The sequence below is a fragment of the Mycobacterium sp. genome (genome assembly GCF_019247635.1).
Lineage (GTDB): Bacteria > Actinomycetota > Actinomycetes > Mycobacteriales > Mycobacteriaceae > Mycobacterium.
This window is the reverse complement of the sequence record NZ_JAFBAR010000021.1, coordinates 1-26,900: the sequence shown is the minus strand read 5'-3', so window position 1 is coordinate 26,900 and position 26,900 is coordinate 1. Positions and strand designations below refer to the sequence as shown.

Genomic DNA, 26,900 nt, shown 5'->3' with positions numbered 1-26,900 from the left:
TGACAAGAATGACACCAGAACCCAAGTCCCTCAAAGCGTTTCGACACCGACGCGGTTGGCGCCGGGCCGGGAACCGTTCCGGGGCAGTGTGTCGGGCGCCGTTGCCAGGACTGGCCCGATGGCGGCCGATTCTCCTATCCTGGAGGGGTTGCTGTGCGCATCGGTCGGGGGACTGCCGGGCGATTTGGCATCACCTCGTGACGATGCGGGCGGTCTCAAGGGTCCGCGGAAGAGCGGGGCCATGGCTTGGGTACGCACGGAGGCCAGGAGACTAGTGTCGGCTCGAATCACACCGCTGCGGCTCGAAGCCTTCGAGCAGCTTCCCAAGCACGCGCGCCGCTGTGTCTTTTGGGAAGTCGATCCCGCGACCCTCGGCGACCAAGACCATCTCGCCGACCCCGAATTCGAGAAGGAAGCCTGGCTGTCGATGGTCATGCTGGAGTGGGGTTCCTGCGGCCAGGTCGCCACCGCCCCCGCGCCGGAGCCCGGCCATCAGGAGGACCTGGGTCACGTGGAGCCGGCCTGTCTGGGATATGTTCTCTACGCGCCGCCGCGGGCCGTGCCGCGGGCCCAGCGCTTCCCCACCGCTCCGGTATCCGCTGACGCGGTTTTGTTGACCTCGATGGGCATCGAACCCGGGCCCGACGCCGACGACCTACCGCAGGCTCTTATTGCGAGGGTCATCGACGAGTTGGTCCGACGTGGCGTGCGCGCGCTGGAAGCATTCGGTCGCACCGAGGCGGCCGCCGAGCTACAAGATCCCCAGGCGGTGGACGCCGGCACTCGTCCGGTTCTGGAGGCGCTCGGCGACTGCTCGGTGGTGCATTGCATCATCGATGCGGACTTCCTCAAGGACGTGGGTTTCGTGGTGGTCGCGCCGCATCCCTACTTTCCCCGCCTCCGGCTAGAGCTGGACAAGGGCCTGGGCTGGAAGGCCGAAGTCGAGGCAGCCCTGGAACGCCTGCTGGCCAACGCCCAGTTGCAGGAACCCGTCGGCGCTGGCACCGGACCGATCGCCGCGGCCGGCGCGGAGAACAGCAACGCGTTACCAAACCAGGAGGGTTAAGAGCCGGCTGTGCGGCTGGCGCGTTCCACCGAGAGTTCGTGGGCGAGCAGCTCCGCGAACGTGAATGTGCCGGTCGGTCGATCGTTCTTGCCCAGCAAATAGAGCCGCTTGACCGCGGCGAGGATGCCCTCGGCAACGGCGTCGCGGGTTTGTGTCGACACCATCATGGCGCGGTCGTGCGGGTTGGTGATGTAGCCGATGTCGACCTGGACCGTCGGCATCCGGGTCAGCCGCAGCAGATCCCACGTCCGGCCGTGGGTACGGCAATCCCGTAAACCCGTGCGGGCGACCACTTCTCGCTGAATGAAATCGGCGAGGTTACGACCGATGGTCGAGACCGAACCGTGTGAGTTGCCGAAGTGGAAGGAGGCCACCCCGTTGGCCGCGGGGCTGGCCTGGGTTTCGCAGCGCAGGCTGATCATCAGGTCTGCGCCAACGGCATTGGCGGTGGCGGCGCGTTCGGCGTCCGACGGGCTGCGGTTGGTGGGCCGGGACAGGAATGTCTCCATGCCAATGGCGGTCATTCGACCTTCGAGCCGACTTGCCAAGTCCCACAACACATCTGCTTCGCTGATCGGACCGGCGGGGCCTTGGGTGATCAAGCCGTGGTCGGCGCCGCCGCGGCCCGGGTCGATAATGATCCGCTTGCCGGACAATTTGGGACCGGAACTGCGCACCAGCTCCTCTTCACGCAGGGCATGCGGAGAGCCGCCGCTGACCCGTGAACTCAGAAAGTACAAGGAGCGCAACGTTTCTGGGCCGCAGATACCGTCGGCGGCCAGCCCGTACTCGCGCTGGTACGACATCAGCGCATTATGGGTCTGCAATCCGAAATGCCCGTCCACCAGGCCGGTATAGAAACCCAGGTCTTGCAGCCGGGACTGCAGGGTGGCGACGTCGTCGCCGTAGAGCGGTGCACCGAATTGGTGATACAGCGTGCGCGCGCCGAGCCGGTAGGAGGCCTCCTTGAGCGCGCGGTAGGTGGCCTCGCCCACAACGCCGTCCACCAGCAGCCCACGATGCTGCTGGAAGGCGCGCACCGCCTGGTCGAGTTCGGAGTCGAATACCTCCGGCGCTACATGCCGGCCCGTGCTCAGGTCTTCATCGGGATTGTCGAGCATTCCCAGCGCAGCCAGCGCTATCCGGATCTCGGTGACGGCGGCACTGCGGTCGCCGCAGCGCAGCGTGTCAGCGTCTTCGCGGCGCGGACTCGGCATGCCAAGGGCCCTCCGGGGATACTGACTTCGCTGACAAGTGCACATCTAGCTAACGCGTATTGTCGCAGATCCTTGCCAATATCCCGAAAACCCCAGGCCAATCACAGGCGGGGCGTGGCGGATCCGCCGGGGCTAATTGAGTTCGGGGACGGCGTCGGAAAGCTCGCGCAGCAACGCCGCCTTGCCCTTGGCGCCGACTATCCGTTTCACCGGCTGGCCGTCCTTGAACAGGATCAGCGTCGGGATTGAGACGACCTGGAACTCGCGGGCCGTTTCCGGGTTGGCGTCCACGTCCAGCTTGGCGACGGTCAGGTTGGCCGACCGCTCGGCGGCGAGCTCTTCAAGCACCGGTGCGACCATCTTGCATGGACCGCACCACGTTGCCCAAAAGTCAACCAGCACAGGCTTATTGCTGGACAACACGTCCGTTGAGAAGGAGGCGTCGGACACCTCCACAGTGGCGCCGGACTTCTCGGCATTCGTCATCGTTGTGCTCCAATCAACGTGTCATTACTGTCTCCGGCCGCTTCGCGCTCGGCGAGCCAACGCTCGGCATCGATGGCGGCGGCGCAGCCACTTCCGGCGGCCGTTACCGCCTGCCGGTAGGTGCGGTCCACCAGGTCACCGGCGGCGAACACACCGTCGAGCGAGGTGGCGGTGGTGCGTCCCCGCGTGAGCACGTAACCCTCCGGATCGGTATCGACGGCATCGCGGAGCAGGGCCGAGCGCGGCTCGTGCCCGATCGCGACGAAGACACCGGTCACCGGGAGCGTTTTCTCCTGGCCGCTGACCGCGTCGCGCACCCGCAGCCCCGTCACCGTCTGGTCGCCCTCGACGGCGATGACGCTGTGGTTGGTGACGAACTTGATCTTGTCGTTGTTGCGGGCCCGATTGAGCATGATCTTGGAGGCCCGGAACTCGTCGCGCCGGTGTACCAGCGTCACGCTGCGCGCAAAGCGGGTCAGAAAGGTGGCCTCCTCCATGGCGGAGTCCCCACCGCCGATGACGGCGATGTCCTGATCCTTGAAGAAGAAGCCGTCACAGGTGGCGCACGAGCTCACGCCGCGGCCGAGCAACTCCTGTTCGCCGGGAACCTGTAGGTAGCGGGCGGCGGCGCCCATCGCGAGGATGACGGCGCGGGCCCGATGCGTGTCGCCGTCGCCGGTGACCACCGTCTTGAGGGGACCGTCGAGGGATACCGATTCGACGTCTTCCATCCGCAGGTCCGCCCCGAAGCGCAGCGCCTGCTCGCGCATCTCGTCCATCAGCTCCGGGCCGGTGATGCCGCCACGGAAACCGGGGTAGTTCTCCACCTCGGTGGTGGTCATCAGTGCACCGCCGAACGCGGTGCCCTCGAAGACCAGCGGCGCCAGTTGCGCACGGGCGGTGTAGAGAGCCGCGGTGTACCCCGCCGGTCCGGAGCCAATCACGATGACGTCGTGAACGGTGTCTTGAGCGGTCATGCGCGCCTTTCAAGAGGTATGCAAAGCGTCCAAAATATAAGGCATATCTAGGCCCCTGAACGCCAGCGTAGGCATTGATGTTCCCCAAGCGCGGCGCGCCACACCCCGACTCCGCTAGGCACGGGGTACCTGGGTGCTGGCCATCAACCCGGTATCGACCGCGCTGCAGTTCAGTGCCACCGCGAAGACGGCGAGGTTGTCGGCGGTGTCGCCGGGCAGAACCAGCAGCTCGGCCGGGCGGGCGTCGATGTCGATCGGTCGGGCGCCCAGCACTTTGGTGGACGCCGGATAGCCGAGGCCGCTGATGCACGACGCACGCCGGGGCGGGTCGCCCAGGGGGCCGTAGTCGGGGGCGCGGTTGAGCAGATCGAGGATCTGCGGCTGCGAAAGCGGAATCGTCATGGGCGGCGACACCGTGATGTGCTCGGCGGTGACCTGGGTGCTGGGCACCGGCGACGGCGCGTTGATCAGTGCTGCGGTGCCGACCCCGATCGCGGCGACCACCGCGCACAGGCCGGCGACGCCGGCGATCATGCGTGCGCGCCGGACGGGCGGCCGCGCAGCATGAGCGGCGGGAAACCGTTCGGTGGTCAGTGCCTTGGAGATCCTGCTGGTCAGCGCCGGGGGAGGAGCCGGCGCCGACGACGGGTCGGCTCCGAGCGCGGCGACGTCGCCGCGCACCCGGTTCAGCGCGCGCAGGACTTCCTGGGCCGCTGGGTCGTCGCGCACTCTTTTGCGGACCCGGGCGGCGGCTTCGTCGTCGAGGAGACCGGCCTGCAGGTCGGCGAGTACGTCAACCGTCAGCGGCTGATCCGCGCCGGCTTCGTTCTCGGCTGCACCCATCCGCCCCAGTGTCCGTTATGCAGGGGCTGACGGCCATCACCGGGTGCGCTCGCTAGCGCTGATCCGCGGTGGTGTTCAGGTGGCCCAGCAGCACGGCGAGGCGCGCCCGGCCGCGGGCGCAGCGGCTTTTCACCGTGCCCTCGGCCACCCCCAGCAACCGCGCGGTGTCGGCGATCGAATAGCCCTGCATATCGACGGCCACCACCGCCGTCCGTTGCTCGACCGGAAGCCGCATCAGCGCCCGCTGCACCGCAAGGCCGGCCTCGACCTCGCTGGTCCGGTCGGCCACCCAGTGGACGTCGCCCACCAGTTCCAATGGCACCGTCGGGCGGGCTTTGGCGCGCCGCAGCCGGTCCAGGCAGGCGTTGACGACGATGCGGTGCAACCAACTGTGCACAGCTGCGTCGAAGCGAAATGAAGCGGCGCCCCGATGCGCCGACAACATGGCGTCCTGCAGCGCGTCTTCGGCGTCCTCGGGGCTGCGGCTGGTGAGTCGCGCGAGCCGGTACAGGGTCCGGTGATGGCGCCGGAACAGCTCGGCGAAAGCGTGCCGATCGCCGGCGACGTGGGCGCCCAGCAGTTCGGCGTCGCTGCGTTCCCGCTGGCTCTGACTCCCCGAACCCACCGCCGGACAGTAACTAATCCGTTGTCGCGCAGCACTTCACCCGACCCGTCGGCTGTGAGCCTTCGTCAGGACGCGGCTTGAACCGTGATCTCGGAGATCTCGGCGCGGCTCTTGCCGTCCAGGGTGCCCAGCGTGGAGATCCATACCAGCAGATTCGACGTCGACGACGTCGTCTTGACCGGGATGGTGTTGTGGCCGGGCTTGAGCGCGAAGGCCGGCGCCAGGACCGTGGTGTCGTCCAGCTTCGACGGGTTGGACGTAGCCGCCGAGCGAATCTCGACCTTGGTTCCGGTGCTGGTGACGTCGATGTTCACCGCGCCGACCACGGTGGGCTTCGGCAGCTGCAACATCAACCCGACACCGCTCTTGAAGCCGGGGAACGGCACGTTGTCGGTGTAGATGTCGGTTTGCCACGACGTCGACAGGTTGCCGTCGATCGCCAAGCCGGCCTGGCCCGGGTTGTCGGCGTCGCCGTCGGGGGAGAAGACGGAGGCCTTGGTGGGTTTGACGAAGCTGCCGGCGGGCGCCGTGCTGGCGGCTGAGGATGCGGTCGATGAACTGGGGCCGTTGAGGCCCAGTTCGTCTCTGTTCAGACCCCCGCGTACGTCGAGGAACTTGTCCAGCACCGACGCCAGCACCAGGAACGCGACCAGGAGCACGACCGCGCCCGCGCTGAGGCCGATCAGCAGGTTGCGCCGGCGGTGGCCGAAGGTTCTGGGCGCGCCGGCGGCGGGCGCGCGAGGGGGAGCCGACGGCGGCGATGGATCGTCGTCGATCGGGCCGAGTACCTCGGTGCGGTCGGCCACCGCGGTGGCCTGCTGTAGCAGGTTCAAAAGCGTTGACGCGCTTCGTATTCCACCGTCCTCTTGAACAGAGCGCACCGCAACGGCGGAAATCTGGAAGGGAATGTCGGCGTCGACGGCGGTGGGCTCCACCGGCAGTCCCGAAGCATCCCGTTGGGCCGGCGCCAGGCCACTGCGCACCCCGGACTCGGGCAGCGGCCAGCGGTTGACCAGCAAGGCGTACAGCACCGCGCCGATACCGCGAATGTCGTCCTGCGGGTTGGCGTCGGGCATGGTCGCCGGGTACGCCAGCACCACGTCGCCGTCGATGCTGACCCGCACGCGCGCGGGGTGGTCGATGGACAGCGCGACCCCGGTGCGGTGCGCGGCGTCTGCGGCGGCGGCCAGCGACTGCATCGCCCGGATCGCGCCGACCGGCGACGGCGACGTATCGGCAACCTCCTGCAACGAACCACCGCGTATCCACTCCGCGACGACCAGCCCACCCCTCGCGGTTCGGACGACGTCGAGCACACGTGCGACACCCGGCTTTTCGATCCGGCTCAACCGCAAGGTTCGGGCCAAAATCTCCTGCAGAACGTCGTCGGGCAGAGCTCCGTCGGGGTCGACGAAGGTCAGTGCCACCTGCCGGTCCAGCGCCGTGTCCAGCGCCTGCCAGAACTGCAGGGGGGGTGCGCCGCCGTGGAAGACCAGCAGGCGGTAGCGGCCGCCGGCGATGCGGGCGCCGGGAACCAGGTGCATGTCGTCCTGAGGCGGTTCCGGACCGCGCTCGCGGGGCGCGTCGAACGGAATCGGACCGCGTGGATCGGCCGTGAGATCGCCGTTGAGCTGGTCGGACGGGCGCGCGGAGGAGACGGGACCCGGCTCGGGCGGGATGTCGGGCTGGAAGTCGTCGGCGACCGATCGCGGCAGGTCGGTCCCCGACCGGGATGAGGCGCTTGCTGAGGGGCTGTCGAAGGGGCGGTCGGTCACCTCCGGTCCTTTCGCTATTCCTCTGGCTACCCGCTCCGGAGGCTTGCGCCGGATCGGCTCCTGGACCGCATGTACCCCCGGCGGGGACGAATTCCTCTGCTCAGGGTACGTGACCGCGGGCCGGGACGATCTATCCGGCACCACCGCCTCGTGGGGCCGCACCGCTGCCGTATGGGTTCGCGGTCTTTGGCCCCGGCGGCCGATGCGGGCCTTGACAGCGGCCAGCGCCGCTTGCGCCTCGGGGACCCGCGCGCGCAGCATGACCGCGGCCATGATCGGCAGCATGATCGTGGTCAGCGCGAGCAGCCGCAGCAGCGAACCCCCACCACCGCCGTGGGCCGTCAGCTCACCCAGCCGCAGCAGCCGATCGGCGCTGTGCGCGATCAGTCCGGCCAGCAGCGACGCGGTCAGGGCCACCAGCACGGTGCGCACCTCGGTGGAGCCGATCAGCCGGCCCCCCTTGGGCAGCAACGCGTGGCGCAGCAGGAAGTAACCGATGATCGCGCCGGCCAAAAATCCCACGCCGTTGGCCAGGCCGAGGTAGGCGGCGACCAGCTGGGGGTCGTGGGTGACATGCGGTGCCAGCAGTGACCCGACGATCTTGACCGCCGTGATGACCAGGACGATCACGATGGGCGTCCAGGGCTGTTCGCGGGCGTAGAACACACGCAACTGCAACAGCACCATTCCGTACGGGATCAGCGTGAACGCCGACAGCGCGATGGCCGCGCCCAGGTATCCGGCGTCGACTTGGCCGAAATGACCGTAGGCGAACAACGCGGTGCCGATCGCCGGTCCGGCGACAGTCATCACCGCCACGATCGGGATCAGCGTGATCATCGTCAGTCGGGTGGCCAACGACAGGTCGGCGAGCACGGCGCGGGTGTCGTCGGCGGCGGCGTTACGGCTCAGCCGCGGCATCACCACGGTCAGCACGGTGACCCCGATCATGCCGTACGGAAGCATGAGCACCAGCCAGGTGTAGTTGTAGATCGCCGGGCCGGATGCCGCCGCCGTGCTGGCGACCTGGTTGCCGACCACGAATCCGAGTTGACTGATCAGCACGTAGAGCACCATCGCGGCGGCCATCGCACCGAATCGCTTGAGCCGTTCGTCGATTCCCCACAGCGGACGCAGGCTGATGCGCTCGCGCTGGATCGCGATCAGCAGCACGGCGGTCTGCGCGAACACCCCCAGCGTGGTGCCCACCGCCAGCACCAGCAGCTTGGCGTTGCCCATCTGGACCGGATCAACCGAAAGTTGGCCGGGCACAACCAAATACACCACCAGCGTGGCGATCGCGACGACGTTATTGAGGACGGGCGCCCAGGCCGGGGGCCCAAATATGTTGCGGGTGTTCAGGATTGCCATAAACACCGATGACAGGCCGTAGAACAACACCTGCGGCAGCAGCAGGTAGGCGAACGCGGTGGTCAGCGGCTCGTTGACCTGCGGGTTGCGCCCCAGCATCAGCCGCACCAACAGCGGTGCGGCCAGCACCGACAGCGCGGTGGCCACCAGCAGCAGAGTGGTGGTCAACGTGACCAGGCGGCGCACAAACGCCGCACCGCCGTCGGGGTCGCCTTGTTCGGCGCGGGCCAGCACCGGCACGAAGATTGCGGTGAAGGTGGCCTCCAACACCAGGGCGGCGATCTGGTTGGGCAGTTGATTGGCCACCGAGAAGGCGCTCGCCAACGCCGCCCCCAGGATCGCGGCCATCAGCACGATCCTCGCGAAGCCGGTGATCCGGCTGATCAGAGTGGCCAGCGCCATCCCCCACGAGCGCGACACCATCGCGGCGTCGGACAGTTCGGCGCGCGGGGATGGGGCCGGCGCTCGCGGCGGCGGCGGGTTCAGCGTTGGCGGGCGGCCTCGCGGCGGCGGCGGTGGTGGCCGTTCCCGCCGGGAGGCGGGTCTCATACCCGGTGCTCTTCGTCGACCCGATCCTCGATCGCCTGCCGCAGGTGGGTGCCGTCGTCGTCGGGCGGGTGTGGCGGATCGGGACGGTCCAGATCGGCGGGATCGGGCTGGCCGCGGAAGCGGTGCCACAGGCGCCGGCCGGCCAGCAGCACGAGGACGGCCGCCGCGGTCAGCGTGATGGCGAACAGCACCTTGCCGTAGGCGTTCGAGTGCACCGACAACCGGACCGGTTCGCCCAACGGGACCCCATCGGGTGTTCGTAGCGCCACGTCGATGGCGACCCGCTGGGTGAACTTCACTTCGATCGGCACCCGCAGTGGCAGGTAGCCCGGCGGCAGCTCGACCACGCCGATGTCGGTGACCGCCATCCCCGGCGGCGTGTCGACCTGCAGCTTGACCCGGATCGGAACGGGCAGCGCGTTGTGCAGCGCCAGCGGGAGCGGGCTGTGTTCGGTGGCCAACGTGTAGGACCCGCCCGGGTTGACGATCGTCACCGCGCCGAACAGGTCTTTGATCGTGTTACCGACGACCGCCAGCCGCTGTTGAGCCAGGCCGTTGCGGGTGTCGGGTGGCTCGGATTGGCTCAGGGCGCGCAGCATGTCCTCGCGCAGCGGCGCGGTGTACTGCACACCGGTCAACCCGGTGCGGTCGTCGGCGGTCAGCGCGGAGGTGAGCTTCCACAGTCGACCGACTTGGCCGGCGACGCCGGTGGTCACGTCGTCGTTGAACCGGCCGCGCCGGGAGGTAGAGGTGTCCTGCGGCACCTCCGGCCCGATGGGGGACCCGATGCTGCCGGCGTCGGCGATCACCGCGGGCAGCGGTCTTGGCACCGCCAGGCCGGAGTGAATGGTGGTCGCCAGCCCGGTCAGCAGAGCCTGCGCGTCGTCGCTCTGCAGTGTCCAGGTGGCGGGGGGGACCAGGAGCTGGGTGCGCGGCGTGGCGTCCCGCGCCAAGCCATGCCAGAGCATGGAGCCCAATGCGTCCTGGCGCCGCGCGGTGTCGGAGTCATGCGCCAGTCGAATCGCCAGCGATGGGTCCAGATAGGTGGGGATGATGGGGGTGGTCCCCGCCGCCGCCAGCGCGGCGCCGACGGCCGGGTCGAACGGCGCGGACACCACCTGCGGGGACAACCGTTGCGGCTGCGTGTCGGCGAAGGTCCCTGGCTGCGGGGAGTCCGTCGCGTCCTGGGTCGGGGCCGAATACTTGGCGGCCGCGATCGCGACGGTGCTGCCGGTAGCGCCGAGCAAGTCGACCGCGCCGTTGGTCAACGGGCCGTCGGACAACAGGGTGGCCCCCCGAATGGACGTGATGTCCAGGATGCGGTCGACGACGTCGGCGGCGGTGTTGGTCGCGATCGCGCTGAGCCCGGCGTCGTTGACACGGCTCAACGCGTCCAGATCGGCCTGCGCGTAGGGCAGCGCGGCAACACAGGTCCCGCGCGCCAGAGCGCGCAACCGGCTCAGCCACATGGTCGCGGCGGCCTGGCCGCTGCCCGGGTGGGTTGGGGTGCCGGGTAGTTGAGCGGGCCCGTCGGGTGCGTCGGACACCACGTAGCCGGCGGTCATCGCGTTGACGGTGACGAGTAGATCGGGGTCGATGGCCAGGCACAGCGCCCGGCCGACGACGCCGTCCGGATCGGCGTCATGTCCGGTGGCGACCTCGGCCGCGGACAACAGGATGTCCAGCCGGCCACCGGTTGCCAGTGAGGTGGCCAGGTCGTCGTCGGTCAGCCGGACCGGGATGGTGCCGCCCGGCGCCCCGGGCGCCAGCCGGGGTCGGTCGGCCAGGGGCCATAGCATGGTGACCCATACGGGCTTGGAGGTGTCGGGCGCGATGTCGGCATTCAGGTCGGCGGCGTGGTCGGGCGGCACCCCGACGACGGGCAGCAGGAATCGCGCGTTGTCGAGCCGGGCGGGCGCGCCGTAGTCAGGCGTTCCGTTGACATTGACCAGCACGGGATAGATCCCGGGCTCCTCGACGTCCAACGACGGCTTGGACGGGGACCGCAACGGCGCCGAGAGGGTGAACCCCGCCTCTTGCCCGCGTTGCAATTCGGGGGCCACCGTCAGGAAATCCGCGGCGGGTTGGTACTGGTCGGTGCCGCCGTCGAGCGAGGTGCGCAGGCCCGCCGAGGAGCTGACCGCAGCCGCGTGCTCTAACCGGACCATGACATCGCGGACCGGACGGTCACCGATATTGGTCACCATTCCGGTCACGGTGACGACGGGCGGACTGCCGGTGGTGACGACGTTCGGCGTCACCTGGTCGATGCGGACGCGGACAAACGGCGTCGCGGCGGGCTCGCCCGCGGCCGCGTGCGGCAGAGCGCCGAGTGTGCCGAGCACGCCCGCGAAACCAGCCACGATGCCGACCACTGCGGCGAGGCGCAGCAAGAAGCCGGCCCACCTGAGTCGTGGCGCGATCACGGTGCCGGCCCGTCACCGTTCTTCCGGCCCGCAGGGAAATCGCCGGCGTGGCGGACGTGCGAATGCGTCTGTGGCCGGCGGCGGGGCGAGCTGGGTGGCAGCGGCGGAAGCGCCGCGGGCCCGTCGCTTTGGAGCTTGTCGATCAGTTCGTCGGCAACCTCGGCCAACCGGCGTTCGTCCGCATAGGCCAGCCGCGACGGCAGTTCCCCGATGGGAACCCAGGCCACCTCGGCAACTTCGAGGTCCTCGTCGCACAGTTCGCCGCCGCAGAATCGCATTAAGTAATGGTGCACCGTCTTGTGCACGCGGCGGCCGTCGGTGACGAACCAGTAGTCGATGCGTCCGAGGGCGGCCAGGACGCTGCCGCGAATGCCGGTCTCCTCGGCGACCTCGCGAATGGCCGTCTGCTCGGCGGTCTCACCCTGCTCGATGTGGCCCTTCGGTAGCGACCACAGCATCCGTCCCCGGCGATCGATCCGGCCGATCAGCGCCGCGACCTGCGATTCACGGGGCCCGTCGATACCGTCGATAACCAGGCCGCCAGCCGAGGTTTCGTGCACCGTGCGCAGGCGTTCCGGCGCGCGGCGCGACGGACGGGTCCGATGCGGTTTGGCCGGTGTGGCCGGTGTGGCCGGTTTGGCCGGGGATCCGGTGCCGGCGGGCGGGCTCTCCGCGCGGTTCTCGCCTGACGCGGACGCGCCGCGGCCGCGACGCCGCCCGCGGCGCCGACGCGGTTTGGCTCGTTCGCCGTCGGACACCCAAGCGATAGTAGCTGGCACGGGCTGGCCCGCTGGATGTACTCGCCGTTCTTGGGCTTGTCGCCGTTTATGGGGTCTGTCGCGGGCCCGAGCAGCATCGGGAGTGAGTGGGCGTCCTTCCGCGGAACATCCCAGCTGCCGCGTGGGTCCCGGGCGGGCGGGGGTGTGGCTTTTGTCCGGGTGCCCGGACGCGGACTCGACACGCGCGTCGCCGAGCGCGCCACGCCATTAGGCTTACCGAACGTGCCCGACCCCCGCCACGATGCCGAACTGCTGACCGCCGCGGTCGCGTTGAATCGGCACGCGCCGGTGCTCAGCGAGTTGGGCGCGTTGTTCGATGCCGCCGGGTACGAGCTGTATTTGGTGGGCGGTTCGGTGCGCGATGCGCTGTTGGGCCGGCTGAGTCCCGACTTTGACCTGACCACCGACGCCCGCCCCGAGCTGGTGCAGGACATCGTGCGGGGCTGGGCCGACAACCTGTGGGACACCGGAATCCAGTTCGGCACCGTCGGGGTCGGCACGGGCGACTACCGCCTCGAGATCACCACGTTCCGCGCCGACAGCTACGACCAGGTTTCGCGCAATCCGGAGGTACGGTTCGGCGATCGGCTGGACGGCGATCTGGTGCGCCGCGACTTCACCGTCAATGCCATGGCCGTTCGCGTCACGGCCGCCGGGCCTGGCGAGTTCCTCGATCCGCTGGGCGGTTTCGCGGCGCTGCACGCCCGCGTGCTGGACACCCCGTCGGCGCCGCAGGTGTCCTTCGGTGACGATCCGCTGCGGATGCTGCGCGCCGCGCGGTTCGTCTCCCAGCTGGGCTTCACCGTGGCGCCGCGGGTGCGCGAGGCGATCGAGGACATGGCGCCCCAACTGGCCCGGATCAGCGCCGAACGGGTGGCCGCCGAGCTGGACAAGCTGCTGCTGGGCGCCGACCCGGTCGCCGGGATCGACCTGCTGGTCCAGACCGGAATGGGGGAGGTGGTCTTGCCCGAGGTCGGCGGGATGCAGATGGCCATCGACGAGCACCACCAGCACAAGGACGTCTACCAGCATTCGCTGACGGTGTTGCGCCAGGCCATCGCGTTGGAGGATGACGGCCCCGATTTGGTGTTGCGCTGGGCGGCGCTGCTGCACGATATCGGCAAGCCCGCCACCCGGCGGCACGAGCCCAATGGCGGGGTGAGCTTCCACCATCACGAGGTGGTCGGGGCCAAGATGGTCCGCAAGCGGATGCGGGCGCTGAAGTATTCCAAGCAGATGGTCGACGACGTTTCGCAGCTGGTCTTCCTGCACCTGCGGTTCCACGGCTACGGCGACGGCAAGTGGACCGATTCGGCGGTGCGCCGATATGTCACCGATGCCGGGCCGCTGCTGCCGCGGCTACACAAGCTGGTGCGCGCGGATTGCACGACCCGCAACCAGCGCCGCGCGGCCCGACTGCAGGCCAGCTACGACCGGCTGGAGCAGCGGATCGCCGAGCTGGCCGCTCAGGAGGATCTGGAACGGGTGCGCCCCGACCTGGACGGCAACCAGATCATGGAGCTGCTGGGGATTCCGGCCGGCCCGCAGGTCGGCGCAGCGTGGCGATTTCTCAAGGAACTGCGGCTGGACCGCGGCCCGCTGAGTACCGACGAGGCGACCGCGGAGTTGCTCGCGTGGTGGGCAGAGCAGCGGAACGAGTAGCGGCGGCACGGCGTCGGAAGATGTATGGAGTACTGCATCGGCGACGGCGGCACCGCGACCATCTTCAACCGCCCTTTTGACCTCGATCTCGACGGCGACGGCCGGCTCGATGCGGTCGGCCTGGACATCGACGGCGACGGGATGCGCGACGACGCGCTCGCCGATCTCGACGGCGACGGGCTGGCCGATCAGGCCGTGCTGGACCTCGACAACGACGGCACTCCGGAGAGCTATTTCACCGACGACGGGTCCGGGACGTGGTCGGTCGCGGTGGATAAGGGCGGCCACCTGCGGTGGTTCGGCCTCGACGGCGTTGAGCACACCGGCGGGCCGCTGGTCGACTTCGACGGGCACGGCCGGACCGACGACCGATTGATGGATACGGATGGAGACGGGACGGCCGACCGGGTCCTGTGCACCGACGAAACCGGCGTGACCGGGTATGTCGACACCGACGGCGACGGCCGGTGGAACGTCAGGCTGACCGACAGCAACGGCGACGGCTTGGCCGACGGCGCCAGCGTCCTGTGACGGCAGCAGAGGCTCAGCTACCACTCGCGCCACTTGCACACCACTGGGCGGCTTTGTCAACCGCAGCGATGAACAGCACAGGCCATCGCAGCGCTGATCGCCCGTTTGACACATGAATAATTCTGGTGTGCACTCAGCGTGTTCGGCCCTTTTGCGGGCCTTGTGGGGGACTGAAGTGACAGTCGGTGACGGCTGTTTTAGCTTTGTTCGGATCCCGGCGCGGGAAGTGTAATTAACGAGGGAGAAGTCATATGGCAAACGCGACCGTCGTCACTCCGGAACTGCTCAGAAGCACGCAGCAGCAGATTGAGACGCGACTACAGGAGGCCGCTGCAATCGCCAACCAGTACCTGAGTGGTCACGAGGACATCATCAGCGCCACTGGGTGGGCTGGCGATGCAGGTTCAACCTCCCTCAATACCGCGGGCCAGATCCACCACGATCTCCAGCAGATCATGTCAGGCGGTCAGCGGCTGGCGCACGGACTCGGTCAGGCGGCAGTGCTGATGGAGAACCACGAAGCCGACTCGTCCCACAGTTTCACCGGCCTGTTTGGCGGGACCGCGTCCGTCTGAACCCAGCGACCATCGAACCCAGCCCACACGCTTATCTCAGTAAGGAATAACTGCCATGTCAGACCAGATCGTGTACAACCACGGCGCCGTCATCGGCTTCGCCGGCGAAGTAGGTTCGCAGGCCGCCCAGCTGATGGAGATCCATTCGGATGTCCTCCATCTCACCCAGGCGCTCGCCGACTTTTTCCAGGGCCATGGAGCAACGGCATTCTTCGATGCGCAGCAGCAGATGCTGCATGGGCTCGAAGACCTGATCCAGACCGTCAGCCGGCACGGCCACACCGTGCACAACGTCGATGAGATGGCGCAGGCGTGCGACGCCCAGATAGGGACCCTATTCGCCTAATTGCTGTGAACGGCCTGGCGGGCGTGCGTCGCGGGTGCGCCCCCCAACGCCGGTGTTGAGGACAACGTGTTAACCACCACCGTCGATGGCCTGTGGGTGCTGCAAGTGCTCACCGGCATCGAGGTCGTGGCCCCCGAATTGGGGCTGCGGCCTCACCTGCCTAGCGTCGAGCCCAAGCGGTTGGCGCTGCAACATCCGATCACCGCCGACCTTCGGGCCGCCGGCGTCTTGGGCGAATCAGACGCGGTGGACAGCACCGTGGTCGAGTGGCTCACCGTGCTTTCCCGCCGCGACATCGCGCTGCTGGCGCACATACGCACGCCCGACGAGGACCCGGCCCGCGTGCTGCTCGCTCGATTCGCGCAGTGGTGGGTAGTGATGGAGCGTTCCGAGGATCTCGTCCGGATAAGCGGCGCGGGAACCGCCACTGCCGAAGGTTCGGCAAGTGCGGTGCTGACCGCACAGATTGACCGACTGTGTGGCGCGAATGCTCCGTCGTCGGTGCGGCCGGTCACCTTGGACGCCGACGCCATGCGGGCGGCCTCGAGCAGCCAGGGCGCCTTGGCCAAGTTCCTGGGCGACCAGGGGCTGGAGGCCGACCAGCTGCGCGCGCTATTGCTGGCTGCCGATCCAAGCCGATCAGCCCAAGCTTCGATTGTTGCGATCCAGTGCGGAGTGCAGACGGGTCGGTCCCGACGCACACATATCGAGGACACCGCGGTGGCCATCATCGATACCACCGAAGGACGGTTAGTCGCCGAGAACGTCCACTCGGGCGGCAAGAAATGGCTGATCGTTGCCCCCGGCTCGCAGGGCAATATCGCTTCTGCCATTCACCGCATGGTTCGGCGTCTGCCCGCCGATCAGGAATGGTATTCGTACCGAAGAGTCGTGTAGTCGAGAGGTATCACGCAAATGTTAGTGAGGGGATCGTGACGAATCCGTGGAACGCTCCGCCGACTCCGGCGGAGCAAGGCGGAGCGGCGGGGCGAGACGCGCTGGCCGCCCGTTACCAGCACCAGGATTCCGTTTCGGGGACCTTACGCATTTCCGATATGGTCGCTCCGCGTAAAATCCCGCCCGGCGGGGGATGGCGCAAGTTCCTCTACCGAGCCTCTTTCCAAACCATAAATCTGGGCGAGTCGCCCGCTGAACGGCATTACCGCGAATTGCAGGAGCGGATACGGCGTCACATACGTAAGCAGTACGTCATCGGGGTGGTCTCGGGGAAGGGTGGCGTGGGGAAGACCACGATGACTGCGTGCATCGGCGCGGTCTTCCGGGAGTGCAGACCCGAGAACGTGGTGGCCGTTGACGCGGCTCCCGGTTTTGGAACGCTCGCCGGCCGGATCGACGAGTCGCCACCGGGTGACTATGCGGCTGTCCTCAACGACACCGACGTCCAAGGTTATGCCGATATTCGAGAACATCTGGGACAGAACAGCATTGGCTTGGATGTGCTCGCCGGTAATCGGGCATCGGACCAGCCGCGGCCACTGGTGCCCTCGATGTTCAGCGGAGTGCTGTCGCGGTTGCGCCGCACGCACACCGTCATCGTGGTGGACACTTCCGACGACCTGGAGCACCCGGTTATGAAGGCGGTGCTCGACGCGTGTGACGCGCTGGTGTTCGTGTCCGGCTTGACGGCGGATACTTCGCTGCCGGTCACCCGCTCGATTGACCTGTTGCGGGCGATGGGTTTTCACGAATTGGTGTCCCGCAGCATGGTGATTCTGAACGACAGCCGCAATAAATTCGATCCGCAAGCGCGAACGTATCTCACGGAGCGCTTCGGGCAGGCAGGAGCATCAGTCGAATTCATGCCGTACGACCCGTTTCTCGCGAAGGGTGGGATAATCGACGTCCAGCATGAGTTGGCTAAGAAGACCCGACTGCGGCTATTCGAGATCACTGCGGCGTTGGCGGACAAGTACATTCCGGATGCCGACAGGCCGCGTTAATGGCCAAAGTTTCGTTTCCGGCGCGGTGTGCGGTTGCCGTCGTCTGTGGTGAACACCTGCTGTCGCAGGTGTATCCGGCGTCGGTCCCGATCGAGGTCTTCCTCGACAATGTCGTCGAGCTGCTCAACGATGAACTGAAGCGCCGCGGCTTAGCCGGGCTGGAACCCGGTGTCGGATACGAGCTGCACAAGGCAAACGGTGTGCGGCTGGACATCACCAAGACCCTAGACGAACTCGGGGTGGAGGACGGCGCCACGCTGGCGCTGGTTCCCGCTGTTGCGGGCGAATCGTTCGAACCGCAATACGAGTCGCTGTCCACGGGGCTCGCTCGGATCGGCAAGAAGCTGTTCGAATCGGTCACCGTTCAAACCGCGTCGCACACCGCGCTGTTCATCTTGGCGATGTCGGCCGTGACAATCCTGGGATTGGCGCTACGTCAACGCACTTCGACCGACTCGCTGATGTCCTCGAGCGTGACCGGGGTCGCCGGTGTGTTGGCCGCCGGTGGAGCCGTGACGGTCTGGCGATGGTGGCCGTATCGCCGCGACATGATCGACGGTCTGGGTTGGCTGGCGGTGCCACTGCTCGCGGTGAGCCTCGCCGGCGCCGCGCCCGGGCGGCTTGGCTCGGCGCATCTATTTATCGCAGCTCTGGCAGCATCGGTGCTCACGTGCGGGGTTGCCGGAATGACACGTCGCCATCTGAACGTCGCGGCGACGATTGTGACGCTGTGCGGCCTCGGTGGGACGGTCGCCGCGGCCCGGATGTGGTGGCCGATCCGTCCGCAGTGGCTCGGGATGTGCACTTTGGCCGTGTTGTTGTTGGTGCTGACCATGGCTCCGACGGTTGCGTTGTGGGTGGCGCGGATCCGTCCACCGTATTTCGGGTCGATCACGGGCCGCGATCTGTTCCGTCGCAGTGCCGGTTTGCCGGTCGACGCAGTCTCTCCGGTGACCGAGGGCCCCGAGGAGGAAGCCAACCCGGATACGACGCCACGTGGTGCGCAGATCGCTGCCGCAGCGATCCGTGCCAACAGCGTCCTGACGGGAATCTGCGTGGGTGCCGGGCTGGCGTTACCCGCCGCGGTCTGGGCCACCCTGATGCCGGGTCACGACCGCGGTGCGGCGGCGGCGCTGCTGTGCACGTTATTCGTGGTGATCTTCATCAGTCGCGGGCGTGTGTTCGCCGACAAGCACCAGGCGGTTGCGTTGGTGTGCGCCGCGGCCGCGGCAGTATGCGTAGGCGTCGCCAAATACGTTCTGCACCAACCCGTTACATCGGGGCACGCCGTGTTGTGGAGCGCCATGGTGTTGGCCGGGTTCGGAGCAGCCGGACTGGCAGCAGCGTTGCTGGTGCCGATTACCCGCTTCACTCCGCTGGTACGGATGATCGCCGAGTGGGTGGAGATTGCGGCAATCATCGCCGCGCTGCCGCTCGCCGCCTGGATCGGCGGCTTGTTCACCTGGGTACGCATGCGATGATCCGAATGCAGCGCGCGGCGACGCTAGCGTTGGCAGCCCTACTCGGTTCGGCGTGGGCGAGTCTTCCTGCGGCACAGGCGATTCCAGCACCCAGCGTCGACCCCGGCCGGGTGCCGGCGGACGGTAAACCCGCTCCGGATCAGCCGATGCGGCAGAGCTTCGCGTGCGCCCGAACGATCACCGTCGCCGATCCCAGCGTGGCCGCCACCGCTCCGGGGTTCACGATGCTCAACATCAGCAAAGCCTGGCAGTACTCCACCGGCAACGGGGTACCAGTGGCAGTCATCGACACCGGCATCAACCCGAGTCCGCGGCTGCGCGTGGTCGCCGGCGGCGACTACATAATGGGAGCCGACGGGCTGACGGACTGCGACGCGCATGGAACTGTCGTGGCGTCGGTCATCGGCGCCGCTCCGCAGGGCACTCCGATGCCGGCCGCGATGCCGAGCGCGCCGGCCTTCCCGGCGCCGGCGGGTCCGCCGGCGACCGACTCGGGACCTCCGCCGCCCGGCGGGTCTCCGCCCCCACCCGCGCCTCCGCCGCCTCCCACGCCGGTCACGGTTACCCAAACTGTGCCCGCTCCGCCGCCACCTCCGCCGTCCGATGTTCCCTCAAACGGACCGGGCGACCCCACGGTCGAGCAGGCCGACGATCCCGAGGTGCCCCCACCCGCGCCGGGCGCGCCGGACGGGATCGTCGGTGTCGCCCCGCACGCGGTGATCATTTCGATCCGGCAGTCGTCGCGAGCGTACGAACCGGTGAACCCGGCGCCCGGCGACACAGAGGGCCGCAAAAAAGCGGGCACCGTTGCGACGCTCGCCAACGCCATCGTCCACGCGGCCAACATGGGCGCCAAGGTGATCAACGTCAGCGTGACGGCGTGCGTGTCAGCCGCCGATCCGCTGGATCAAACCGCCATCGGCGCCGCCGTCTGGTACGCCGCCACCGTCAAGGACGCAGTGATCGTCGCGGCCGCAGGAAACGACAGCGAAGACGGCTGCGCGCAAAACCCCTCGTTCGACCCGTTGAACGCGTCCGATCCGCGAGATTGGCACCAGGTCAAGACTGTGTCGTCGCCGTCATGGTTCTCTGACTACGTGTTATCGGTGGGCGCGGTGGACAACACCGGGGCTCCGATCAGCAAAAGCCTGGCCGGGCCGTGGGTGGCCGCAGCAGCGCCCGGCGTCGGCATCATGGGGTTGTCCCCGCAGACGGGGGGACCGGCCAATGCCTACCCGCCGATCCACCCGGGCGAAAAGAACATGCCGATCTGGGGCACCAGCTTTTCGGCGGCCTATGTCAGCGGGGTGGCCGCCCTGGTGCGGGCCAAGTATCCCGGCCTGTCGGCTCACCAGATCATCAACCGGATCTTGCAGACGGCCCACAATCCGCCGCGCGGAGTCGACAACCAGGTCGGCTACGGCGTGGTGGACCCAGTCGCCGCGCTGACCTTCGATGTGCCTGCGGGAGACCGACTTCCACCAGGGGCGCAGAGCCGCGTAATCACACCCGCCGCGCCGCCGCCGGCCCCGGACCACCGGGCACGCACAGTGGCCCTGCAATTTACCGGCGCGGTAGCGGCAGCCGTTGCGCTGGCCGGACTGATCGCCCGGGCGCGGCGGGCGCGATGAAAGCGACGACCTCGCTGGCGATCATTGTCGCCGTGTTCGGGTGCGCTCTGTTCGGCTGGGCCATGGACGGATACGTCGGTGCCGCAGCCGGTTTGGGGATCGGCATTGCTGCCGGCGTGGTGACCTGGCGGGGCCGGCCGCTGTGGTCGTGGCTGATCCTGTGGTGTCGGCGTCGTCGGCCCATCGTCCTGGCGGAGCCGATCACGGTGGCCAACGACCGCGCCGGCGGCGGAGTCCGATACCAGGACGGCGTCGCGGTCGCCGCGGTGCAGATACTCGGCAAGGCGCACGTGCCGACGCTGTTCACCGGATCGATGTCCACGTACACCGAGAACGCCCTCGACATCACCGAGCTGATCCCGCTACTGCATCAGAGCCTTGGCCTGCGAATAGCTTCGCTCAGCGTGGTCAGCGTGGGGTCGCGGCGGCGCAGCACCGGCGACTACCCGCGGGTGTATGACACGTTGATCGGCACGCCGCCGTACGCCGGGCAGCGGCAAACGTGGCTCATCGTGCGGGCCGCGGCCCTCGACAACGCCGAGGCACTGCGGTGGCGAACCTCCGTCGGTAGCGCGACGTTGGCGGCCGCACAACGAATCAGTGCGGCCATGCGCCAGCAGGGAATTCGCGCACGGGTTGCCACCGCCACCGACGTCGTCGAAATGGAGCGACGGATCGGGCAGTATGCACTCGAGCCACCGAACCGGCGCTGGCACTCCGTCCGAAGTGGGAGCGGTTGGCTGACTACCTATTGGTATCGACCCGCCGACGTCACCGCGGAGAAGTTGGCGCAGGCTTGGACGGGGCGCGCGGATGGGATCATCCACAACGTAACGCTTTTCAGCTCCGAGACGGGACGGGTCACTGCGTCCGCCACAGTGACAATGCGCACCGCACAGCCACCTACGGCTCCGCCCAACACGATGTTGCGGACGTTGCCGGGTGAGCAGGCGCACGCTGTTGCGGCCAGCTTCTGTGGTCCCATGCCCCTGTTGCGTGGCATTCGACGCGGGGCGCTGCGTGGCCCGCTGCCGATTCCGATCGGGCCCTCGGGCGTCCTGCTCGGCAAGGTCGGTGCCGGAAACCGGATGATGTTGCCGTTGGACGACGCCGGCGAATTCAGTCGCGTACACATCGCGGCCGAAGACTCCTTGGCCAAGCGGTTGGTCATCCGGTTGGCCGCCACCGGCGAACGGATCACCGTGCACACGCGAAACCTGCAGCGCTGGAACAGTGTTCGGATGCCGGACATCACGGTCATCAACCACACCAAGCCCATCTCGGGTACCACCGTCAGTGTGGTCGACGGCACGCTCACTCCGGCGCCGCGCCCGAACACGCTGATCTCCGTGGGGGATCCCGGAACCGAGTACCGAGGAAGCGCCGACGTTTTGATCACCCAGACCGGCCCTGCCACGGTGGACGTCTTCGCCGCGGGCCAGGTCCACACGGTTGAGGTCGAATTGTTCCGCGCAGAGAACCGCTACGTATCGGCGGAGCCGACAACGTTGCGCACCGCTGTCCTCGAATCGGTTGACACACCGTGACCAACAGCACTGCGACGGCCGCCGCGCGCAAGCGATTCGACCAGGCGATGGCGTCGCTGGACAGCGACACCAGCACCGCCAGGGCACGCTTCCGGGAAGCGACCGAGATCGATCCGTCGATGGCGGATGCGTGGCTGGGCCGGATCGCCACCGGCGACGAGGGCTTGCCGACGGTCCAGCAACTCTACGCGTATGGTTCCCGGCTACACCGCGAGACCAACCGGCTCGGCGTGCGCCTCTCGGCGCCGATCAAAGCCGGACCGTACTTGTCGATTTCGGTGACCGAGGCGTCCCATGCTGGGCTGGCACTGGCCAGCGCACTCATCGATGACCGACAGTACGCGAAAGCCGAAGCGTTACTGGCGGATTCGGCGCTGCTGGATTCCTGGGAGAACCACCAGTGGCAGCAGCACATCGAAGCCTATTTGATGTTCGCCGCCCAGCGCTGGCCGGATGTGATCTCGGTGGCGGCCACCGTCCTGCCGCCGCAGGCCATCATCATGTCGGCGGTCACCGCGGCCACCAGCGCGCTGGCCGCCCACGCCGCGGCGCACCTCGGGCAGGCTCGGGTTGCGCTCGATTGGGCAGATCGCGTCGAGGTCCGGGCGGGGCATGGGGCGCCGACGGAGAGGCACCGTCAGCGTCTCGAAACCGCCGTCACCGCAATCGATCCCAATGACTTCCCGCTGATCGCCGCCGACCTGGCGTACGTGCGAGGGATGGCGCACCGCCAACTCGGCGAGGAACACACCGCGCAGATTTGGTTGTCGAAGGCCACCATCAACGGCGCGCTAATTGAGTCCGCCAAAAAGGCATTGGCCGACCCCACACTCCACCTGGTCGTCACCGACGAGGAAGTCATCGGGACTCGCACCGACAAGTGGGACGTGAATACCCAAAGGTCTGCGCAACAGCGGACCGAGGAGGAGCACGAACAGCGCCGTAGCCAACTCCTGCAAGAGGGGCGGGCGCTCTTGGACAACCAAGTTGGTTTGGCCGAAGTCAAAAGGGCGGTCGCCGAACTGGAAGACCAGATCGAAGTGCGGGCGTTGCGGCTGGCGGCCGGATTGCCGGTGGCCAACCAGACCAACCACATGTTGTTGGTCGGGCCGCCGGGCACCGGCAAGACCACCACGGCCGAAGCGCTCGGCAAGATCTATGCCGGCCTGGGCATCGTGCGCCATCCCGAGATTATCGAGGTGAAGCGAGCCGACTTCTGTGGCGAGCACATCGGGGCTTCGGGCCCCAGGACCAACGAGCTGATCAACCGCTCGCTGGGCCGCATCCTGTTCATGGACGAGTTCTACTCGCTGGTGGAACGCCACCAGGACGGCCGCCCGGACATGATCGGGATGGAGGCGGTCAACCAGCTGTTGGTGGCCCTCGAGGTGCACCGATTCGACTTCTGTTTCATCGGCGCGGGATACGAGAAGGAGGTCGACGAGTTTCTCACCGTCAATCCGGGTCTGGCGGGCCGGTTCAACCGCAAACTGCGGTTCGAGTCCTACACTCCCGACCAGCTGGTGGAAATCGCTGTGCGCTACGGCAATCCTCGCGCTACCGTGCTCGAGCCAGGTGCCGCCGAGGCGCTGAACCACGCGTGCGCGACGTTGCGGGCCTACCACGCGCCGGACGGCAGGCATGGCATCGACGTGATGCATAACGGCCGCTTCGCGCGCAATGTCGTCGAACGGGCCGAGCGGCTGCGCGACTCACGGGTCGCCGCTCAGCACCGCAGCGGTAGGGGCTCGGTGACGATTGAGGACCTGCAGTCGCTGCGTTCGCAGGACGTGATCGCCGCGGTCGCCGACGCGTGCGCGGAAAAGCATGTGCCGATCGAACTTTGACCGGGCGCCGAGTCTGCGTCGGTGGCGTCGAGCCTGCGCTGAGGGCGCGTCCAAGGGCGGGTCGGGCACCCTGGACGCAGTCTCGGTCAACGTATCTGACTGAAGAGCGCTCCGCGCTATGCGATCGGATCGAACCGGAACACCGCGACCCGGCCCGCCAGCGCCTCGAACTCCTCGGGGGTTCCCTCGCGGACCATCCCGGAACGCTTGGCGAACCCCACCCCGACGGGCACTTCGGACGGAAACACCCGCAGCAGCGGGCGCGCTTCCTCGGCGCTCAGCTCGACGATGTTGACCCGCCGCGACCGGCGCCCCCGGGACAGCGTCCCGGTGCCCGCGGCCCGGGCGTTGGCCGCCCAGTCCGCACCCGGATAGCCGGCCATCACATAGAGGCCGCCGTCGAACTCGAACGGCGTCATCGGGGTGCTGCGCGGTTGACCCGACTTCCGACCCGGCACCGTCAACACCATGGCGGGGCCGGTGGGTATGCCCAGCTTCTGCACCGCGATCATCAATTTGTTCATCGGCTTGAGGTATCGCGGCGGACGTGGCTCGGCCATCTCAGGCTCCTCTCGCGAACAGGTGACGATGTTCAACGACCCACTGCGCGAAGGTCTGCGCCGGGCGGCCGAGGACCTTTTCCACGTCATGGGTGACCAGCGCGGGTTTGCCGAGTGTCGCTGCGAGCATGGCCATGTACGCGTCGCCGAACTGCGCGCCGAAGCCCAGGTCGATAAACCGCTGCCGCACCACGTCCGGCGGCGCCTCCAAATACCGCAGCGGTCGGTCCAGCACCGCACCGATCTCCTCCACCAGCTCGGAGTTGGTGAACGATTGGGGGCCGGTCAGCGGGATCTGTTGGCCGACAAAGTCATCGGTGAGTAGCGCGCGCGCCGCGACCGCCGAAATGTCGCTGTCGACTATCGGTGCGGTGCAGGCCTGCGCGTACGGCCCGGCCACCACGTCGCCGGCGCGGAGCTGCGCCGACCACATGCCGGCGAAGTTCGTCGCAAAGACCGTGGGCCGCAGACTCACCCACGCCAGGCCAGAGTCGATGGCCAGTTGTTCGACTTCCTTGTTGCGGTCCCCGCGGAACCGGGATGGTTGCCGGGAGAAGTCGTCGTCGGCGTTGATCGCCGACAGCGCAACGAGTTTGGTCACTCCGGCATAGGACGCTTGGGCGATCACCGAGGCGAGTTCGGTGCCCAGGGCACGTGAATTGAGAAACACCGCCGATGCTCCGGGCAGCGCGTCGGCGGCCGAGCCGACCACCTCCACGCCCGGGGGAAATCCGGCGGTGTCCGGCTCGCGGGTGACCGCGCGCACTCGAGCGCCCGCGGCCGCCAGTTCGGTGACAAGGGGACGGCCGACATTGCCGGTCGCTCCGGTTACCACGATGGTCATGGTGTGGCTCCTTTCCAGCTCCTCAACCAAGGACGGGCCGGAGGGTGGGAAAGTTACTACCGGACAGCAGTAACTTTTCCGGGCACCAGATCGTCGACGACTTATGAACCAACCGCAGTCACCAAACGACCACATCGCCGAGGCGTGGCGCCGGCACCGCCCGTACCTGGTCAACCTCGGCTACCAAATCCTCGGCGACGTCGGTGACGCCGAAGACGTCGCGCAAGAAGCGTTTCTGCGGTTGTCGCGCACCGATCCCGGCGAGATCGACGACATCCGGGGTTGGCTGACGGTGGTGGCCAGTCGGCTCTGCCTGGACCAGCTGCGTTCAGCGCGGGCCCGTTACGAACGTCCGGGCGACACCGAAGGGGTCGAACGGTCCGACGAATCGCGCGAGTTGGATCCGGCCGACCGGGTCACCCTCGACGACGAGATCCGCAGCGCGCTCCTGGAGGTCCTACGCCGGCTCAGTCCGGGGGAGCGGGTGGCGTTCGTGCTGCACGACGTCTTCGGGGTGCCGTTCGACACGATCGCCGAAACCGTGGGACGCCCCGTCGGCACCTGCCGCCAGCTGGCGCGGCGGGCGCGGGCCAGGTTCGCGGCTGCGCAACCGACTGCCCAGACGACGTTGAGCGACGTCGCCCCCGTCGAACACCAGCGGGTCACCGAGAAGTTCATCACGGCCTGCGCCAACGGCGACATCGCCGGCCTGACCGCGGTGCTGGATCCCAAGGTTTGGGGAGTGGGGACCGTCCTGGCCGAACCCGCGCCGCCTCCGCAGATCAACCATGGCCCGCACGCGGTGGCCAGCAACCTGCTGCGCTACGTGGGGCCGGGGGCGACACTGGTCAGCGGACCGGCCGGGCAGCCGGTGGTGCTGGCGTTCGGGCCGGTAGCAGCCGAGCGGCGGCTTTTCGCCGTCATCGTGCTGCTCATCCGCGACGGCCTGATCTGCAAGATCGAGGCGATCGCCGATCCCTCGGCACGCGTCGAGCGAACCGGGTGACCGTCACCGGTCAGCGGCGGCGCCCCGTCGCTCGGGCCGGGCCGCGAAATATCCCGTGACCGTCGCCGCGATCTGCACGAATTTGCGCCGCGTCGCCGGCGCCATCTCGGCACGCACGTCGATGACACCGCCGGGCCGCAGATGCGGGTCGAACGGCACCTCGACCACCTGCTGTCCGTGGTCGACGAACTCGCGGGCCAGCAGCGACCGGGTGCGTTTGTCCGCGTGCCCGTCCGAGTCGTTGAGCACCACGATGCTGTGTTCCAACAAGGTGGTCAGGCCCCGATCCGACAGCCATTCCATGGTTTTGGCGGCGGCCGAGGCTCCGTCGGCCCACGGGGAGGACACCACGATCAGCGCGTCCAGATCGCGCAGAACTTCTTGGGTGACCCCGGCGTCCATCGTCGAGCCGCAATCGATTACTGAGATCGAGAAATGGCGGTCCAGCCGGCGCGCCGCCTCCCGGTAGATCGCGGGATCGAGCACCTTGCGTGGACCCGACGCCGGTTCGCCACCCAACACGTGCAGGCCGACGGCGTTACGCCCGACGCGCTCTGTCATATCGGCGAAGGTCTGCAGGTTCTTGTCGGCCGTCAATTCCCAGAACGAGCCGGTCGCGCGGGGGTCGATTCTGCTGCTGAGTCGGCCGAAGGCGGTGTCGGCGTCGATCGCCACCACCCGGTCCTGTTGGCGCAGTTCCGCCAGGATCGAACCGACGCTGGCAGCGACGGACGTTTTGCCCACGCCGCCCTTGCCGAGCACACCGACCTTGTAATTGCCGCGCAACGGGATCCT

General features: G+C 67.9%; 22 protein-coding genes and 1 pseudogene. 12 read left to right on the top strand and 11 right to left on the bottom strand.

The features are described from left to right. Window positions 1–274 precede the first annotated feature (274 nt). Window positions 275–1,066 (top strand): acetyltransferase, encoded by a 792-nt coding sequence (locus tag JO236_RS03545; RefSeq protein ID WP_293324811.1) that lies wholly within the window; start codon window positions 275–277, stop codon window positions 1,064–1,066. Here the strand turns inward: JO236_RS03545 and JO236_RS03540 are convergent. The 8 genes and pseudogenes from JO236_RS03540 to JO236_RS03505 form a co-directional block, all read right to left on the bottom strand. Further along, on the bottom strand, window positions 1,063–2,283 hold the full coding sequence (locus JO236_RS03540; protein ID WP_293324808.1) for an N-acetylmuramoyl-L-alanine amidase: 1,221 nt from the start codon (window positions 2,281–2,283) through the stop codon (window positions 1,063–1,065). The two genes, JO236_RS03545 and JO236_RS03540, sit on opposite strands and share 4 nt — an antisense overlap. Window positions 2,284–2,415: 132 nt before the next feature. Beyond that, window positions 2,416–2,769: a thioredoxin gene (trxA, locus tag JO236_RS03535; protein ID WP_293324805.1), complete on the bottom strand. Its 354-nt coding sequence runs from the start codon at window positions 2,767–2,769 to the stop codon at window positions 2,416–2,418. Next, a pseudogene (trxB, locus tag JO236_RS03530) lies at window positions 2,766–3,759 on the bottom strand (thioredoxin-disulfide reductase). The gene trxA and the pseudogene trxB overlap by 4 nt, the downstream one beginning before the upstream one ends. 101 nt (window positions 3,760–3,860) lie before the next feature. Then, the gene (locus JO236_RS03525) at window positions 3,861–4,589 is read right to left on the bottom strand and encodes a hypothetical protein (RefSeq protein ID WP_293324799.1); all 729 of its coding nucleotides are present in this window, start codon (window positions 4,587–4,589) and stop codon (window positions 3,861–3,863) included. Between the two features lie 52 nt (window positions 4,590–4,641). After that, complete coding sequence (sigM, locus tag JO236_RS03520; protein ID WP_293324796.1) at window positions 4,642–5,214, bottom strand: RNA polymerase sigma factor SigM; 573 nt, start codon at window positions 5,212–5,214, stop codon at window positions 4,642–4,644. A gap of 65 nt (window positions 5,215–5,279) precedes the next feature. Next, window positions 5,280–8,783, bottom strand: coding sequence for a murein biosynthesis integral membrane protein MurJ (gene murJ, locus JO236_RS03515; protein ID WP_293324856.1), 3,504 nt, complete (start codon window positions 8,781–8,783; stop codon window positions 5,280–5,282). A 122-nt stretch (window positions 8,784–8,905) separates the two neighbouring features. Then, window positions 8,906–11,335, bottom strand: coding sequence for a DUF6049 family protein (locus JO236_RS03510; protein WP_293324793.1), 2,430 nt, complete (start codon window positions 11,333–11,335; stop codon window positions 8,906–8,908). Further along, window positions 11,332–12,093: an NUDIX hydrolase gene (locus JO236_RS03505; RefSeq protein WP_293324791.1), complete on the bottom strand. Its 762-nt coding sequence runs from the start codon at window positions 12,091–12,093 to the stop codon at window positions 11,332–11,334. Before JO236_RS03505 ends, JO236_RS03510 begins: the two co-directional genes overlap by 4 nt. A gap of 243 nt (window positions 12,094–12,336) precedes the next feature. Here JO236_RS03505 and JO236_RS03500 point away from each other — a divergent pair, with 243 nt between their 5' ends. The 10 genes from JO236_RS03500 (at window position 12,337) to eccA (ending at window position 23,695) form a co-directional block, all read left to right on the top strand. Next, the gene (locus JO236_RS03500) at window positions 12,337–13,776 is read left to right on the top strand and encodes a CCA tRNA nucleotidyltransferase (protein ID WP_293324787.1); all 1,440 of its coding nucleotides are present in this window, start codon (window positions 12,337–12,339) and stop codon (window positions 13,774–13,776) included. A gap of 24 nt (window positions 13,777–13,800) precedes the next feature. After that, a complete protein-coding gene (locus JO236_RS03495; RefSeq protein WP_293324784.1) occupies window positions 13,801–14,307 on the top strand; it encodes a pullulanase in 507 nt (168 codons plus the stop codon). A 251-nt stretch (window positions 14,308–14,558) separates the two neighbouring features. After that, window positions 14,559–14,882, top strand: a complete 324-nt coding sequence (locus JO236_RS03490; protein ID WP_293324781.1) for a WXG100 family type VII secretion target — start codon at window positions 14,559–14,561, stop codon at window positions 14,880–14,882. Window positions 14,883–14,937: 55 nt separating this feature from the next. After that, complete coding sequence (locus JO236_RS03485; RefSeq protein WP_293324778.1) at window positions 14,938–15,228, top strand: WXG100 family type VII secretion target; 291 nt, start codon at window positions 14,938–14,940, stop codon at window positions 15,226–15,228. Window positions 15,229–15,294: 66 nt separating this feature from the next. Next, the gene (locus tag JO236_RS03480) at window positions 15,295–16,125 is read left to right on the top strand and encodes an ESX secretion-associated protein EspG (protein ID WP_293324775.1); all 831 of its coding nucleotides are present in this window, start codon (window positions 15,295–15,297) and stop codon (window positions 16,123–16,125) included. Window positions 16,126–16,160: 35 nt separating this feature from the next. After that, on the top strand, window positions 16,161–17,189 hold the full coding sequence (locus JO236_RS03475) for a MinD/ParA family ATP-binding protein (protein WP_293324772.1): 1,029 nt from the start codon (window positions 16,161–16,163) through the stop codon (window positions 17,187–17,189). Continuing rightward, a complete protein-coding gene (gene eccD, locus JO236_RS03470) occupies window positions 17,189–18,670 on the top strand; it encodes a type VII secretion integral membrane protein EccD (RefSeq protein ID WP_293324769.1) in 1,482 nt (493 codons plus the stop codon). Before JO236_RS03475 ends, eccD begins: the two co-directional genes overlap by 1 nt. Before the next feature lie 5 nt (window positions 18,671–18,675). Beyond that, window positions 18,676–20,301, top strand: a complete 1,626-nt coding sequence (locus JO236_RS03465) for a S8 family serine peptidase (protein ID WP_293324766.1) — start codon at window positions 18,676–18,678, stop codon at window positions 20,299–20,301. Then, window positions 20,298–21,848, top strand: coding sequence for a type VII secretion protein EccE (eccE, locus tag JO236_RS03460; protein WP_293324763.1), 1,551 nt, complete (start codon window positions 20,298–20,300; stop codon window positions 21,846–21,848). Before JO236_RS03465 ends, eccE begins: the two co-directional genes overlap by 4 nt. Then, entirely contained in the window at window positions 21,845–23,695 is a 1,851-nt protein-coding gene (gene eccA / locus JO236_RS03455) for a type VII secretion AAA-ATPase EccA (protein WP_323802145.1), read from the top strand. Before eccE ends, eccA begins: the two co-directional genes overlap by 4 nt. Before the next feature lie 116 nt (window positions 23,696–23,811). Here eccA and JO236_RS03450 read toward each other — a convergent pair whose 3' ends face one another. After that, complete coding sequence (locus tag JO236_RS03450; RefSeq protein ID WP_293324760.1) at window positions 23,812–24,255, bottom strand: nitroreductase family deazaflavin-dependent oxidoreductase; 444 nt, start codon at window positions 24,253–24,255, stop codon at window positions 23,812–23,814. A 1-nt stretch (window position 24,256) separates the two neighbouring features. Next, window positions 24,257–25,099 carry an NAD(P)H-binding protein gene (locus tag JO236_RS03445; RefSeq protein WP_293324757.1) on the bottom strand — a complete coding sequence of 281 codons (843 nt, stop codon included), beginning with the start codon at window positions 25,097–25,099 and terminating at the stop codon, window positions 24,257–24,259. 103 nt (window positions 25,100–25,202) lie between these two features. On the opposite strand from JO236_RS03445, the gene sigI reads away from it, so the two are divergent. Beyond that, window positions 25,203–26,105: an RNA polymerase sigma factor SigI gene (sigI, locus tag JO236_RS03440; protein WP_293324755.1), complete on the top strand. Its 903-nt coding sequence runs from the start codon at window positions 25,203–25,205 to the stop codon at window positions 26,103–26,105. 3 nt (window positions 26,106–26,108) lie between these two features. Here sigI and JO236_RS03435 read toward each other — a convergent pair. After that, on the bottom strand, window positions 26,109–26,900 hold a 792-nt coding region (locus JO236_RS03435; protein WP_293324752.1), incomplete at its 5' end, for a MinD/ParA family ATP-binding protein.